Annotated in this window: 13 protein-coding genes, 5 tRNA genes and 1 riboswitch; of the genes, 12 read left to right on the top strand and 6 right to left on the bottom strand. The window is 58.0% G+C overall.

Going from position 1 to position 14,333, the window contains the following annotated elements; translation table 11 throughout:
- Positions 1 to 9: 9 nt before the first annotated feature.
- Positions 10 to 1,020 (top strand): succinylglutamate desuccinylase, encoded by a 1,011-nt coding sequence (gene astE / locus CRO59_RS00170; protein ID WP_097085825.1) that lies wholly within the window; start codon positions 10 to 12, stop codon positions 1,018 to 1,020.
- A gap of 150 nt (positions 1,021 to 1,170) precedes the next feature.
- On the opposite strand, the gene CRO59_RS00165 is transcribed toward astE, so the two are convergent.
- Positions 1,171 to 1,680 (bottom strand): 6,7-dimethyl-8-ribityllumazine synthase, encoded by a 510-nt coding sequence (locus CRO59_RS00165; protein WP_047599675.1) that lies wholly within the window; start codon positions 1,678 to 1,680, stop codon positions 1,171 to 1,173.
- Positions 1,681 to 1,781: 101 nt separating this feature from the next.
- Positions 1,782 to 1,953: riboswitch (FMN riboswitch) on the bottom strand.
- Positions 1,954 to 2,228: 275 nt separating this feature from the next.
- Here CRO59_RS00165 and ltaE point away from each other — a divergent pair.
- The 8 genes from ltaE to CRO59_RS00125 all read left to right on the top strand — a co-directional run bounded on the left by ltaE (position 2,229) and on the right by CRO59_RS00125 (position 8,341).
- Complete coding sequence (gene ltaE, locus CRO59_RS00160; protein ID WP_097085823.1) at positions 2,229 to 3,233, top strand: low-specificity L-threonine aldolase; 1,005 nt, start codon at positions 2,229 to 2,231, stop codon at positions 3,231 to 3,233.
- Between the two features lie 146 nt (positions 3,234 to 3,379).
- Positions 3,380 to 5,998: an alanine--tRNA ligase gene (alaS, locus tag CRO59_RS00155; protein ID WP_097085821.1), complete on the top strand. Its 2,619-nt coding sequence runs from the start codon at positions 3,380 to 3,382 to the stop codon at positions 5,996 to 5,998.
- A 90-nt stretch (positions 5,999 to 6,088) separates the two neighbouring features.
- Positions 6,089 to 7,330, top strand: a complete 1,242-nt coding sequence (locus CRO59_RS00150; RefSeq protein ID WP_025112914.1) for an aspartate kinase — start codon at positions 6,089 to 6,091, stop codon at positions 7,328 to 7,330.
- A gap of 188 nt (positions 7,331 to 7,518) precedes the next feature.
- Positions 7,519 to 7,707: a carbon storage regulator CsrA gene (csrA, locus tag CRO59_RS00145; protein ID WP_002554426.1), complete on the top strand. Its 189-nt coding sequence runs from the start codon at positions 7,519 to 7,521 to the stop codon at positions 7,705 to 7,707.
- A gap of 62 nt (positions 7,708 to 7,769) precedes the next feature.
- Positions 7,770 to 7,860, top strand: a tRNA-Ser gene (locus CRO59_RS00140).
- Positions 7,861 to 7,967: 107 nt separating this feature from the next.
- Positions 7,968 to 8,044 (top strand) — tRNA-Arg (locus tag CRO59_RS00135).
- 71 nt (positions 8,045 to 8,115) lie between these two features.
- Positions 8,116 to 8,192: transfer RNA gene (locus tag CRO59_RS00130), tRNA-Arg, on the top strand.
- 72 nt (positions 8,193 to 8,264) lie between these two features.
- A tRNA-Arg gene (locus tag CRO59_RS00125) sits at positions 8,265 to 8,341 on the top strand.
- An 18-nt stretch (positions 8,342 to 8,359) separates the two neighbouring features.
- Here the strand turns inward: CRO59_RS00125 and CRO59_RS00120 are convergent.
- On the bottom strand, positions 8,360 to 8,878 hold the full coding sequence (locus CRO59_RS00120; RefSeq protein ID WP_097085819.1) for a cell envelope protein SmpA: 519 nt from the start codon (positions 8,876 to 8,878) through the stop codon (positions 8,360 to 8,362).
- A 321-nt stretch (positions 8,879 to 9,199) separates the two neighbouring features.
- On the opposite strand from CRO59_RS00120, the gene mgtE reads away from it, so the two are divergent.
- The gene (gene mgtE, locus CRO59_RS00115; protein ID WP_027612263.1) at positions 9,200 to 10,642 is read left to right on the top strand and encodes a magnesium transporter; all 1,443 of its coding nucleotides are present in this window, start codon (positions 9,200 to 9,202) and stop codon (positions 10,640 to 10,642) included.
- A 128-nt stretch (positions 10,643 to 10,770) separates the two neighbouring features.
- On the opposite strand, the gene CRO59_RS00110 is transcribed toward mgtE, so the two are convergent.
- The gene (locus CRO59_RS00110) at positions 10,771 to 11,097 is read right to left on the bottom strand and encodes an Arc family DNA-binding protein (protein ID WP_003178899.1); all 327 of its coding nucleotides are present in this window, start codon (positions 11,095 to 11,097) and stop codon (positions 10,771 to 10,773) included.
- A 388-nt stretch (positions 11,098 to 11,485) separates the two neighbouring features.
- Between CRO59_RS00110 and phnN the strand changes: the two genes are divergently transcribed.
- Entirely contained in the window at positions 11,486 to 12,055 is a 570-nt protein-coding gene (gene phnN / locus CRO59_RS00105) for a phosphonate metabolism protein/1,5-bisphosphokinase (PRPP-forming) PhnN (protein WP_097085817.1), read from the top strand.
- Here phnN and CRO59_RS00100 read toward each other — a convergent pair.
- Both CRO59_RS00100 and CRO59_RS00095 read right to left on the bottom strand, forming a co-directional pair.
- Positions 12,030 to 12,209: a PA3371 family protein gene (locus CRO59_RS00100; RefSeq protein ID WP_097085814.1), complete on the bottom strand. Its 180-nt coding sequence runs from the start codon at positions 12,207 to 12,209 to the stop codon at positions 12,030 to 12,032. The two genes, phnN and CRO59_RS00100, sit on opposite strands and share 26 nt — an antisense overlap.
- A gap of 20 nt (positions 12,210 to 12,229) precedes the next feature.
- Complete coding sequence (locus tag CRO59_RS00095; protein WP_097085812.1) at positions 12,230 to 12,460, bottom strand: hypothetical protein; 231 nt, start codon at positions 12,458 to 12,460, stop codon at positions 12,230 to 12,232.
- Between the two features lie 294 nt (positions 12,461 to 12,754).
- On the opposite strand from CRO59_RS00095, the gene CRO59_RS00085 reads away from it, so the two are divergent.
- Positions 12,755 to 12,831: transfer RNA gene (locus tag CRO59_RS00085), tRNA-Arg, on the top strand.
- Positions 12,832 to 12,914: 83 nt separating this feature from the next.
- Here the strand turns inward: CRO59_RS00085 and CRO59_RS00080 are convergent.
- Entirely contained in the window at positions 12,915 to 14,258 is a 1,344-nt protein-coding gene (locus CRO59_RS00080) for a lysozyme inhibitor LprI family protein (protein ID WP_256578324.1), read from the bottom strand.
- Positions 14,259 to 14,333: the final 75 nt, after the last annotated feature.

Genomic DNA, 14,333 nt, shown 5'->3' with positions numbered 1-14,333 from the left:
AACCGCTCTATGCTCGCCCTCGGCAAACTGCTTGAACTGACCCTCGCCGGCCGCGAACCGGCGGAGAAGACTCAACTGACTGTCGAAGGCGTGCGCATGCGCTGGTTGAGCGAGGGTGCGCTGGAAGTCCGGCCTCCCGAAGCGCGTGACAATGGCCTGGACCTGCTGCTGTCGGCAGGCATCCACGGCAATGAAACAGCGCCGATCGAGTTGCTCGATCGGCTGCTGCATGACATCGCTCGCGGCGATCTGAAGCCGCGTGCACGCATTCTGTTCCTGTTCGGCAACCCGGAAGCGATTCGCAAAGGCGAGCGCTTCATCGAGCAGGACGTCAATCGGCTGTTCAACGGCCGGCATGAACAAACCAGCGGTTCCGAAGCCATCCGCGCCTGCGAGCTGGAACGGCTGGCGGCGAGCTTCTTCAGCCTGCCGGATCGGCAGCGCCTGCACTACGACCTGCACACCGCGATTCGTGGTTCGAAGATCGAGCAGTTCGCGCTGTATCCGTGGAAGGAAGGTCGCCAGCATTCGCGCCGCGAACTGGCGCGTCTGCGTGCCGCCGGGATGGAAGCGGTGCTGCTGCAGAACAAGCCGTCGATCGTGTTCAGTTCCTACACCTACGACAAGCTTGGGGCCGAGGCTTTCACCCTGGAACTGGGCAAGGCGCGGCCATTCGGGCAGAACGAAGGGGTGGATGTTTCACGTCTGGAAACTCGTCTGAAGCAGATCATCGAAGGCAATGAGCCGGATCTGGCTGCGGAAGGACTGGATGGTTTGCAGCTGTTCAGCGTCGCCCGGGAAATCATCAAGCACAGCGATGCGTTCCGCCTGAACCTGCCGGCGGACATCGAGAACTTTTCTGAATTGGATGTGGGTTATGTGCTGGCCGAAGATCTGGCCAATACCCGCTGGGTCATCGAGGAAGAGGGCGCGCGGATCATCTTCCCTAATCCCAAGGTCAAGAACGGCTTGCGTGCCGGCATCCTGATCGTGCCGACCACCGACGAACACTTATCCTGAGAACACCTCAGACCCCATGTGGGAGCGGGCTTGCTCGCGAAAGCGGTGTGTCAGTACACAGATTCGTCACTGACACGCCGCTTCGCGAGCAAGCCCGCTCCCACATTTAGATTTGAGTGAGGTTTGGGGCCGCGCTCGACCCAGACAGACTCAGACCGCTACAGCACGCGGCTCACTGCGACGCAGCGCACGAACCTTCTGCAGCGTATCCGCGCAAGTCCGCGCCGCTTCCTGGCCCTTGTGCACGAAATGCTCGAAGAAGAATTTCTGATGTTCTTCACCGGCATGGAAGTGGTGCGGGGTCAGGGACACCGAGAACACCGGTACTTCGGTTTCCAACTGCACTTGCATCAGGCCGCTGACCACTGACTGGGCAACGAATTCGTGACGATAGATGCCGCCGTCCACGACCAGAGCGGCCGCGACGATGCCGGCATAACGGCCAGTTTTGGCCAGCAACTTGGCGTGCAGGGGCATTTCAAAGGCGCCGCCGACTTCGAAGAAGTCGATGTCCGATTCCTGATAACCCTGAGCCAGCATTTCGGCGACGAAGCCTTTACGGCTCTGGTCGACGATTTCCTTGTGCCAGCAGGCCTGGATGAACGCAACGCGCTCGCCGTGAGGGTGTTTGGTTTTGCTGTCGATAGCGGTGGGTTGCATGTTCTGACTCCTGTTTGTGTGAAAAACAGGGCGTTATGAATTGAAAGGGATTCAAGGGTACGCACGAGCACACAAGCGCGCGGGCGGCCCATTGGCGTCAATCCCGTTCTCTCTTCATCCGGACTATGACCGTCGGCCCCGGAATCACACCGGGTCTGCTGACCTTGTCGCCGATCACAGCCTTTGCCGTGTTCGTCGCCAAGCGCTCGCGGGCTATGCGCATTGCGCGCAATTACCGCCGGTGGGGAATTGCACCCCGCCCTGAGAACGTTTTTGCCGCCCTTTTTCGGGCGGCGCAGCGTTTTTATCACATATTTTCCGGCCGTGCACAGAACCTGTGGGAGCGGGCTTGCTCGCGAAGGCGGTGTGTCAGTCAGCAGATGTGTCATTGACAGACCGCCTTCGCGAGCAAGCCCGCTCCCACATTGGGTTGCGTCCTTTCAAGGAGTAATGTGCTTTTTCTCATTCAAGGGTTGATTAATCGGCGCCATGACCGCAGTAATTCACCTTCGAAAAGGGATTTCCCCTGCTGACCAGAGGCCAGGTTCATGAGCGTTATCGATCTTCGCAGCGACACCGTCACTCAACCGACTCCAGCCATGCTCGACGCGATGACTGCGGCGGCTACCGGTGACGACGTGTACGGCGAAGATCCGACGGTCAATCGTCTGGAGGCCGAATTGGCGAAAAGGCTGGGTTTCGCGGCTGCGCTGTTCGTGCCGACCGGCACCATGAGCAACCTGCTCGGGCTGATGGCGCATTGCGAACGTGGCGACGAATACATCGTCGGCCAGCAGGCGCACACCTATAAGTACGAGGGCGGCGGCGCGGCGGTGCTCGGTTCGATCCAGCCGCAGCCGCTGGAAGTGCAGGCCGACGGTTCGCTGGATCTGGATCAGGTAGCAGCGGCGATCAAGCCCGATGACTTTCACTTCGCCCGTACCCGGCTGCTGGCGCTGGAAAACACCATGCAGGGCAAAGTGTTACCGCTGGAGTATCTGGCCCGCGCGCGCCAATTCACGCGGGAGCACGGCCTGGCCCTGCATCTGGACGGCGCGCGGCTGTACAACGCGGCAGTCAAGCTTGGGGTGGATGCCCGCGAGATCACGCAACATTTCGATTCGGTGTCGGTGTGCCTGTCCAAAGGCCTCGGCGCGCCGGTCGGTTCAGTGCTGTGTGCCACTGAGCAGCTGATCGGCAAGGCCCGCCGCCTGCGCAAAATGGTCGGCGGTGGCATGCGTCAGGCCGGATTGCTGGCGGCGGCGGGGCTGTATGCGCTGGATCACAATGTCGAGCGTCTGGCGGATGACCATGCCAATGCGCAATTTCTGGCTGAAGGCCTGCGCGAGGCCGGGTTCAGCGTCGAGCCGGTGCAGACCAACATGGTTTACGTGCAAATGGGCGATCAGGCTGAAGCGCTCAAGGCGTTTGCCGCCGAACGCGGGATCAAGTTGAGCGCCGCCGCGCGCTTGCGCATGGTCACGCACATGGACGTCAATCGCTCGCAAATCGAACAAGTGATCGCGACATTCGTCGAGTTTTCGCGCAAGTGACAGCGTTAGCCGTCCAATTGACCGTTACTATCGTATAAACACGCTGTACCCCGCGCGAAGGGCCGATATAATGCGGCCCTTTGCCGTCGTTTCGTCTGTTGACGTTTCGTACAGGCCTTTGGCCGCAGCCTCCGTGGAAGAACCTAATGAAAAGCGCAGAAATCCGTGAAGCCTTCCTTCGCTTCTTCGAAGAACAAGGCCACACCCGTGTAGCCTCCAGCTCTTTGATTCCGGGCAACGACCCAACCCTGCTGTTCACCAACGCGGGGATGAACCAGTTCAAGGACTGCTTCCTGGGCCAGGAAAAGCGCGCGTACACCCGCGCAACCAGCAGCCAGAAGTGCGTGCGTGCCGGTGGCAAGAACAGCGATCTGGAAAACGTCGGTTATACCGCTCGTCACCACACCTTCTTCGAAATGCTCGGTAACTTCAGCTTCGGTGACTATTTCAAGCACGACGCGATTACCTTCGCCTGGACCTTCCTGACCGGCGTTCTGAAACTGCCGAAGGAAAAGCTCTGGGTCACCGTCTACGCCTCCGACGACGAAGCGTATGACATCTGGACCAAAGAGATCGGTGTGCCGGTCGAGCGCATGATCCGCATCGGCGACAACAAAGGCGCGCCGTACGCGTCCGACAACTTCTGGACCATGGGCGATACCGGCCCGTGCGGCCCGTGCACCGAGATTTTCTACGATCACGGCGAGCACATCTGGGGCGGCCCACCGGGTTCGCCGGAAGAAGACGGCGACCGTTACATCGAGATCTGGAACAACGTGTTCATGCAGTTCAACCGCACCGCCGATGGCGTGTTGCATCCGTTGCCAGCGCCGTCGGTCGACACCGGCATGGGCCTGGAGCGGATCAGTGCGGTGATGCAGCACGTCAATTCCAACTACGACATCGACCTGTTCAAGAACCTGCTCAAAGCCTCGGCTGAAGCCATCGGCTGCGAGAATGGTGACCAGTCGTCGCTGAAAGTGGTGTCCGACCACATCCGTTCCTGCGGTTTCCTGATCGCCGACGGCGTGCTGCCGTCCAACGAAGGTCGCGGCTACGTGCTGCGTCGGATCATTCGTCGCGCCTGCCGTCACGGCAACAAGCTCGGCGCTACTGGCAGCTTCTTCTACAAGATCGTCGCTGCGCTGGTCGCCGAGATGGGTGAAGCCTTCCCGGAACTGAAGAAGCAGCAGAGCAACATCGAGCGCGTACTCAAGGCCGAAGAAGAGCAGTTCTCCAAGACCCTGGAGCACGGCTTGAAGATTCTCGAACAGGATCTGCTGGAACTCAAAGGCACCGTGGTGCCGGGCGACGTGGTGTTCAAACTCTACGACACCTACGGTTTCCCGATGGACCTGACGGCCGACATCGCTCGCGAGCGCGGCCTGACCGTCGACGAAGTCGGCTTCGAGCGTGAAATGGAAGCCCAGCGTGTTCGTGCGCGTTCCGCCAGCTCGTTCGGTCTGGACTACAACACCCTGGTCAAGGTTGATGTGGCCACCGAGTTCACCGGTTACAAAGACACCAGCGGTTCGGCAAAAATCGTCGCTATCTATAAAGATGGCCAGTCGGTCGACGTCTTGAGTGAAGGCGAAGAGGCGGTGATCGTGCTGAACCAGACGCCGTTCTACGCTGAATCCGGCGGCCAGATCGGCGACTGCGGTTTCCTCCAGGCGGGTAACGCGCGTTTCGACGTCCGTGACACCACCAAGACCGGCGGTGCATTCCTGCACCACGGCGTGCTGGATTCCGGCAGCCTGACCATCGGCGCGCCAGTGGAAACCCATGTCGATGCCGAGGTGCGTCACGCGACTTCGTTGAACCACTCCGCGACTCACTTGCTGCACGCTGCATTGCGTCAGGTGTTGGGCGAGCACGTTCAGCAGAAGGGTTCGTTGGTGGATAGCCAGCGTCTGCGCTTCGACTTCAGCCACTTTGAAGCGATCAAGCCGGAGCAGATCAAAGTGCTGGAAGACATCGTCAACGCCGAGATCCGCAAGAACTCTGCAGTTGAAACCGAAGAAACCGACATCGAAACCGCCAAGCAGAAAGGCGCGATGGCGCTGTTCGGCGAGAAGTACGGCGACAACGTGCGCGTGCTGAGCATGGGCGGCGATTTCTCTGTCGAGCTGTGTGGCGGTATCCACGCCAACCGTACCGGCGACATCGGCCTGCTGAAGATCATCAGCGAAGGCGGTGTGGCATCGGGTGTGCGTCGTATCGAGGCAGTCACCGGTGCTGCGGCACTGGCCTACTTGAACGCTGCAGAAGAACAACTCAAGGAAGCGGCCAACCTGGTCAAGGGCAGCCGCGACAATCTGATCGACAAGCTGTCGGCCGTGCTGGAGCGCAACCGCGCGCTGGAAAAGCAACTCGAGCAGTTGCAGGCCAAGGCTGCCAGCGCCGCGGGCGACGATCTGTCGAACTCGGCAGTCGACGTCAAGGGCGTGAAGGTTCTGGCCGCACGTCTGGATGGTCAGGATGGCAAGGCGCTGCTGGCGCTGGTCGATCAGCTGAAAAACAAACTCGGCCGCGCAGTGATCCTGCTCGGCAGTGTCCATGAGGAAAAGGTCGTACTGGTTGCAGGCGTAACCAAAGACCTGACTGGCCAACTCAAAGCCGGTGATTTGATGAAACAGGCTGCTGCGGCAGTGGGCGGGAAGGGCGGTGGTCGTCCGGACATGGCGCAGGGCGGCGGTGTTGACGCCGGCGCACTGGATGGCGCACTGGCGCTGACCGTTCCATTCGTCGAGCAGGGTTTATAAGACGGCCCGCCGGGTCCGCAGTCTAGTGGCGGGTCCGGCGGCTGTTCGAGTGATTATTGGGCGCCCTTCATGGGCAGAGGCGGCTTTGAAATGGCTTTGATCGTACAGAAATTTGGAGGCACCTCGGTCGGCACTGTCGAGAGAATCGAGCAGGTCGCCGACAAGGTTAAGAAATTCCGCGATGCCGGCGATGACCTGGTGGTTGTGCTGTCTGCAATGAGCGGCGAAACCAACCGTCTGATCGATCTGGCCAAGCAAATCAGTGGCGACGTGCAACCGGTTCCGCGTGAGCTGGACGTGATCGTCTCCACCGGTGAGCAGGTGACGATTGCCCTGTTGGCCATGGCGCTGATCAAGCGCGGTGTGCCGGCGGTGTCGTACACCGGTAATCAGGTGCGGATCCTGACGGACAGTGCGCACAATAAAGCGCGTATCTTGCAGATTGATGACCAGAAGATTCGCGGTGATCTGAAAGCAGGTCGCGTGGTGGTTGTCGCCGGTTTCCAGGGCGTCGACGAGCACGGCAACATTACCACCCTCGGCCGTGGCGGTTCCGACACCACAGGCGTGGCACTGGCGGCTGCCTTGAAGGCTGACGAGTGCCAGATCTACACCGACGTCGATGGTGTCTACACCACTGACCCGCGCGTGGTGCCGGTCGCTCAGCGTCTGGACAAGATCACCTTCGAAGAGATGCTGGAAATGGCCAGCCTCGGTTCCAAGGTGCTGCAGATCCGTGCGGTGGAATTCGCCGGCAAGTACAACGTTCCGCTGCGCGTACTGCACAGCTTCAAGGAGGGTCCGGGCACCCTCATTACTATTGATGAAGAGGAAACCATGGAACAGCCGATCATTTCCGGCATCGCTTTCAACCGCGATGAAGCCAAGCTGACCATCCGTGGCGTGCCAGACACCCCGGGCGTAGCGTTCAAGATTCTCGGCCCGATCAGTGCCGCGAACATCGAAGTCGACATGATCGTGCAGAACGTTGCGCACGATAACACCACCGACTTCACCTTCACCGTGCACCGCAACGACTACCAGGCCGCACAGACCGTGCTGGAAAACACCGCTCGCGAGATCGGTGCCCGGGAAGTGGTGGGCGACACCAAGATTGCCAAGGTCTCGATCGTCGGCGTCGGCATGCGTTCCCACGCAGGCGTGGCCAGCCGCATGTTCGAATCCCTGGCCAAGGAAAGCATCAACATCCAGATGATCTCGACGTCGGAAATCAAGGTTTCCGTGGTGATCGAAGAGAAGTATCTGGAGCTGGCCGTGCGCGCCCTGCACACGGCTTTCGAACTGGACGCGCCGGCCCGTCAGGGCGAGTAAATCCGGTCACCTGAAGGGCGCGGTCTGACCGCGCCCTTTATTTTTTGAATGGCGCGAGCCCTGAACTGTTCTTTTGCTCGCGCTGGTCAATACTCAGGCATGTAGGGCTACGATCGCTCCGGTTGTAGGTCGGGTGCCTTTTTTTTGCAGACTGTTGTCCCTGAAATGAAATGCGTGAGGAGAAAGGTATGCTGATTCTGACTCGTCGGTGCGCAGAAAGCCTGATTATCGGTGATGGCGAAATCACCGTGACCGTGCTCGGCGTCAAAGGAAATCAAGTGCGCATCGGCGTCAACGCCCCGAAAGAGGTTGCCGTGCACCGTGAGGAAATTTACCTGCGTATAAAGAAAGAGAAGGACGAAGAACCAAGCCATTAATTTTTATCGATTTTTATGTTTGCAAACGGGGAAGAAGGTGGTTAATATACGCCCCGTGTTGCGGAGAGCTGGCCGAGTGGCCGAAGGCGCTCCCCTGCTAAGGGAGTACACCTCAAAAGGGTGTCGGGGGTTCGAATCCCCCGTTCTCCGCCATTATTTGCTTAGTACGTTGTAATCTGGCTTTTTCTGTAAGTTGTTGAATTTATTAGAAAAAGTGGTTGGAATAGAGATTAGACGGGCTATAATGCGGCGCAACAAATGCACTCGTAGCTCAGCTGGATAGAGTACTCGGCTACGAACCGAGCGGTCACAGGTTCGAATCCTGTCGAGTGCACCATTTAAGAGTTGTTTATAGCGATATAAAGAACTCGGCTTCAGCCAGTTGTGGTCTGGTTTAAAAACACAAATGCACTCGTAGCTCAGCTGGATAGAGTACTCGGCTACGAACCGAGCGGTCACAGGTTCGAATCCTGTCGAGTGCACCATTTAAGAGTCGTTTGTAGCAATACAGGCAACTCGGCTTCAACCAGTTGTGATCTGGTCTAAAAACACAAAATGCACTCGTAGCTCAGCTGGATAGAGTACTCGGCTACGAACCGAGCGGTCACAGGTTCGAATCCTGTCGAGTGCACCATATTCAAGAAGCCCGCGTTTAACGCGGGCTTTTTGTTGCCTGCGATTTGGCTTTTCCTTTCACGCATCCCTTCTCGTCAAAATCGACTTGAGCACTTCGGCCTCTTTTCAGGTCATAGCGATAGCTAGTCGTCGACGTTCGAATATTCACCTTGTCCGGTTTGCCGAGCGCGCTCTCGACATCCTGTTGGCTCATGCCGGCAATCACTCGTTGATTGATGATTGCTGCGCGGCGCTGCCTGGCATCGATCAGGTTGCCGCATTTGTCCTCCAGGCGGCCAACGATGCCCGGTTCACGTCCCCTGATTGTCATACCGGATATTTCCTCATGGTTGTGTTCCGGCATGATCGGTACGACGGATCCGGGCGAGTAGGGGTGAACCTGTTGCTCTGAAAGCTGCTCGTCGCTCGCACAGCTCAGGGTCGTGAAGGTGATGCCGCCGTCGGCAGCCTCGCAGCGGTGAAGGGTGGTGGCGGCTCCGGCGGGTGGCAGGCAGAGCAGGCTGGCGACTACAAAAAGGCATGTTCTGGATAGCATTCGACGTCCTCCATGACGGTCTACGCTCAAGGGTAGTCGCTACATTTTTCAACGCCGGTGTGTTTTCTTTTCAAGATGAGTCGTCGCATCTGCACGGGTCAGGACAGCGCTCAACTTTGTCGCGCAAGCACTTGTTTCGACCGCGATTTTTTAACGTTTAAAACCGTCAGGCGGTGTATCATTGCGCCCGTCAGCCCCGCCGGGGCTTATGGAAAACCTCCATGGACTTACCCAGTAGTTACTCAGTAGCCCGTTTCACCAATCATGAATTGACTGATTGATCCTTCCGGCGTGCCCCGCTGCTGGGAGTGGAGTTCGCCTATGTCCGAAATCGAAGTAAAGAAAACCCAGGAAAGCCTGCAGGATCGCCTGGCTCAGGTCGTTGAGCTGCTGCAGCGCCAGAAGGTCGTCGAAGACCTGACTCATCGCCAGGAAGGCGCGCACCACGACCGGGTCGAGAACCTGGTTCACCGGCAGAACCTCGTCGAGCTGCAACGCAAACTCGATGATCTGCACTCCGCCGACGTTGCCTACATCCTTGAAGCCTTGCCGCTGGACGACCGTCTGACGCTCTGGCAACTGGTCAAGGCTGATCGAGACGGCGACATTCTTCTCGAAGTATCCGATTCCGTTCGTGAAACGCTGATCGCCGACATGGACGATCACGAGCTCCTGGCTGCGGCCAAGGACATGGACGCCGACGAACTTGCTGACTTGGCCTCCGAGCTGCCGCGAGACGTCGTCCATGAGCTGATGGAGACGCTCGACCAGCAGCAACGCGAGCGCGTGCGTTCGGCCCTGTCCTATGACGAGGAGCAGGTCGGTGCGCTGATGGACTTCGAGATGGTGACGATCCGTGAGGATGTCAGCCTCGAAGTGGTTCTGCGTTACCTGCGTCGGCTCAAAGAGCTGCCGGGCCACACCGACAAACTGTTCGTGGTCGATTACGACGGCGTGCTCAAGGGCGTGCTGCCGATCAAGCGTCTGTTGGTCAACGACCCGGAGAAGCAGGTTTCTGAAGTCATGGCCAGCGATCCGGTGAGTTTTCACCCGGACGAAGACGCCTATGACGCGGCTCAGGCGTTCGAGCGTTACGACTTGATTTCGGCCCCGGTGGTCGACAAGAACGGCAAGCTGATCGGCCGTCTGACCATCGACGAAATGGTCGACCTGATTCGTGAGGAGAGTGAAAGCGAAGTCCTCAACATGGCGGGTCTGCGCGAAGAGGAAGACATCTTCGCCTCCGTCTGGAAATCCCTGCGCAACCGTTGGGCGTGGCTGGCGATCAACCTGATTACGGCATTTGTCGCGTCGCGGGTGATCGGTCTGTTCGAAGGCTCGATCGAGAAGCTGGTGGCGCTGGCGGCGCTGATGCCGATCGTGGCGGGTATCGGCGGTAACTCCGGTAACCAGACGATCACCATGATCGTGCGTGCCATGGCGCTCGACCAGGTCAGCACCGGCAACACCTCGCGTCTGATGCGCAAGGAGCTGGCGGTGGCGTTGATCAATGGTCTGGTCTGGGGTGGGGTGATCGGTGTGGTCGCCTACCTGCTTTACGGCAGTTGGTCGCTGGGTGTGGTGATGACGGCGGCGATGACCCTCAACCTGCTGCTCGCGGCGCTGATGGGGGTGTTGATCCCGATGACGCTGGCCAAGATGGGCCGCGACCCGGCGATGGGCGCCAGCGTGATGATCACGGCCATGACCGACAGTGGTGGCTTCTTCATCTTTCTGGGGTTGGCGACGATCTTCCTGCTCTGATTCGCTGCCATACAAAAGCCCGCCGAAATGGCGGGCTTTTTTGTGCCTGTGTCTTTATTTGTAGTGAGGGTCAGATTTCAAACAAAAAAAAGCCAGCACTTAAGCTGGCTTGAGATGTTCGGCACGACTCAGGACGCGTCTGCGGCCATCTCGGCGTCGTGAGCGATCAGCGACACCAGTGCGTTCTGTTGACGGTGCGACAGCTGACGGAAGCGTTGCAGCAGCTCACGCTCATGCAGCGAAAGCTCCGGGCTGTCCAGGCGCATGCTCAACTCTTCGCCCAGTGCACCTTCCTGAATAAGACTCTGCTCAAGGCGCGCAATGATTTCGGAGTTCATGCTGCGATGATGATTGCGAGCCACCTCGGCAATGCGTTCACGCATCCCGTCTGGCAGACGTACGACGAACTTGTCAGCCGTACGGCTGGAATAAATTGCCTGTTTCAATGGGCGCATATATTTAACCGGTTAGTTCAGGGGAGCGGTTCTCGGGATTGGCCGCAGGATGTGTGGTAGGACAAGCATCCGCGCCAAATGGTTCAACCTGAATTGTTAAGAGGCCCGCATCATGCCTCAAAATTGCCAGATCATTGGCGTCAATTCTGTGACAAATATTGAGCTGGGTAAAGGCGTAATGCCAGCACCAATTATCAGAAATGCGGACTGGTTTGAAAACTTTGCCTTGGTCCGCATCAATGACCGCTTCCGGGTGCACATCTGTTGATGTCCGAAGACGTCAGAACGTGCATGCTATGCGGCTTTCAATCCTTGTTCCTTACCTGTACAGGATAGTGGCAATTTGCCGATTTACTAGGGCAAACACCCGTTGGAGGGCGTTTTCAGGATGGATGGCAGGCTTATTTATCTGATGGGACCTTCCGGCTCAGGCAAGGACAGCCTGATCGAGGCTGCGCGAGAGCCTTTGCGCGAGTTGAACTGCGAAATCATCCGCAGAGTGATTACCCGATCAGCGGAATCGGTGGGTGAGGATGCCATCAGCGTGACGCCCGAAGAGTTCGAGCGACGCCAGCAAGCCGGGGATTTTTCGCTGTCCTGGCAGGCCAATGGGCTGGCTTATGGTATCCCGGCAGAAATCGACGAATGGTTGCGCGCTGGACGATCTGTACTGGTGAACGGCTCACGCGCTAACCTGCGTCAGGCGCTTGAGCGCTATCCGACGCTGCTGCCGGTACTGCTGACGGTCAAGGATGAGGTCTTGCGTGAACGCCTGCTCAGACGAGGGCGGGAGACGCCTGAGCAGATCGATGCGAGGCTGGCGCGCAATTCGCTGTTCAAGGACAGAAGGGCAACTGATTTGCCCGTGCATCTGATCGACAACTCGGGCGACCTGGCGGACGCCGTCAAGCAACTGCTGGGCTTGATCCGTCTTAACGCAGCACCGGATCAAACTTGATCCTGCGCCCGGCCACCAGGGCCAGCACAAACAACACCGCAAACACGCCGCAGCCAATCAGGGGCAGGGTGACTGAGGTTTCCTCGAACAGCGAAAAATGCACAACGCCACTCAATAAGGCGAGGATCAGAAATCCTGCGGCTGATTTGGACATGCTGTACTCCTGAAGATATTTCAAAAAACCAGACGTTCGGTGTCACGCGTCGGCAGTGCTTGCTCAGGCTCATTGACTGCCTGCGCCGCGAAGTCGCCCTGATCGCTCAGCACCGCCAACTGCGGCGCTTTCTGCACCTGCAAATAATGCGGCATACGCTGAGCCACCGGCTCAGCACGCTCTGGAACAAAATGAAAACCCACCAAAACCGCGAGGGCGATTGCATTTGCGAGCAGGAGAGTGCTGTTCATGGGGCGGACTCCGTTTGTTCTGTTATACGAACAGACAAAGCACCCGGCGTGCCAACAGTCTAACCGCTGTGAAGTCCTTTAAAAACAAGCATTTGGAAGGGTTTTTAGCAAGTGTCGGGTTGCAATCTGCAATGATGGCTTTTTGCGGTAGTGCAAATTGCACGGTAAATGTTCCCGCAGTATTGCAAGGCGCCTGCCTACACTTAAAAAGCCCACGGACGACATGACAAATCAGGGGCTGGCCGTTAACATGCACGCCGTCCGTCGCGCCGAGTCCGGCCGCGACAACTCAGTGTCTCAGTAGCTCAATTGGATAGAGCATCCCCCTCCTAAGGGGAAGGTTGGCAGTTCGAACCTGCCCTGGGACACCATTATTCAGAGCCTCGCCAAGGCTCGCAAAAAAGCCCCGCACAGAATGATCTGTCGGGGCTTTTTCATGCTCGTAATAAGTGGCTCAGTTCAGTGCTCCGCCGTCGGCCTTGCCAATTGAGGTGCTGACTTCGATCACATGCCGGCGCCCGTTGACCTCGTAACTGCGCCCATCTGCATCAACGTCCGGTTTGCGCAGTGCCAGTTGTGCAAACAAGCCGTGTTTCTCGTCGTAGCTGCCAAACCAGTCAACCAGTTTTCCGATGTAGCATTCGTTACCGATAATCACCGGCAGGTCGAAAACATCTTCCACCGAGTAATGCACCGGGCCGTAGCTGTAGTAATCGCTCTCGCCTGCGCCTGTTGCAGGAATCGGGCAAAGAGACGTGCGCTGAGTGTCCGGTTTACGGGGGCGTGCTTCGTTCGCCTTGGTGATTGCCTGATTGAGCGTAAGCCGCAGATCAGGTTCCAACTCAAAGGTGCTGGCGCCGTCATCCTTGTGTTGGGTGGTGGGCACGTTTAAGTAGTAGCCATATCGCACCGTCACGGTAGGCACTTCACGGTTGATCTTCAACGGATTGAGCAAGTAGATGTGATCAACGCCGTAGGCACCGTTGCGGTAGGCGAGGTAAATATTGCCCCGAGCCTTGATCCAGTACGCCGATTGGTTGGCTCCGCGATCATTGGTATAGAACAGCGCGCTTTCAGGCTCAGGAGACCTTTTGACAAAATGGTCACCGTCTCGGCGCCAGGTTTCCACGTAGGTAAACATGCCGGTGCCACCGGCGTAAGTCTGGACGATCAGGTCTCGTTGCCCGTCGCCGTCCATGTCCAGCAACGAGTAGGAGGTTTGACCGGTTTCTGCTGCCGCATCGATTTCGGTGGCGGTCAATGCCTTCCATTCATCCGGTGTAACGTCTTTGGGAATCGAAGCTGGAAAGTGCGTTTGCTCGCTGGGGTTTTCTTTGTCGGAGTCGCCTGAAAACGATGCCTCTTCAGAGTTGAAAGCCAGTGAAGCCAGCACTCGTTCAACCGCCACCTCGCGATTGCCGCCCTCGCTGGCCGCCTGAATGCTGCGTTGCAGATCTTCCAGAACCTGTTTGTCGATGTCGGTCGGTCTGTGCGCAACGGCATCCATCTGCTGCGCCTGTAATAACTTCAACCGGCCACGATAACTTTGTTCAAGGCAAGCAATATCCGCTTCGCACTGATTACGTGTCTTGAGCCACAACCGTTGTGTGCGCTTAAGTTCAGATTGCTCATCACCGGAGATCTTCATCAGCTCCCGATAAGCCGCACCCATCTGCGCATCCAGCGCATACAACCCTTTATCCGCACAGACAGCCTTCTCCACGGCACTCGCCGCTTTCGCACAATCCATTCCGCCCGCCATCGCCTGCTGGAAAAACAGCAGCGCACAGGCGGACATGATGCAACGTCCTTTGATGTACACGAGATAAACCTTGTAGGGGGAAAAGGTGAGTCGGTGCGCAGGTTAATCGCT

Source organism: Pseudomonas sp. LAMO17WK12:I5, from assembly GCF_900215165.1.
Taxonomy (GTDB): domain Bacteria; phylum Pseudomonadota; class Gammaproteobacteria; order Pseudomonadales; family Pseudomonadaceae; genus Aquipseudomonas; species Aquipseudomonas putida_A.
Note: the sequence above shows the minus strand (reverse complement) of the source record. Positions and strands in the feature narration are given on the sequence as shown.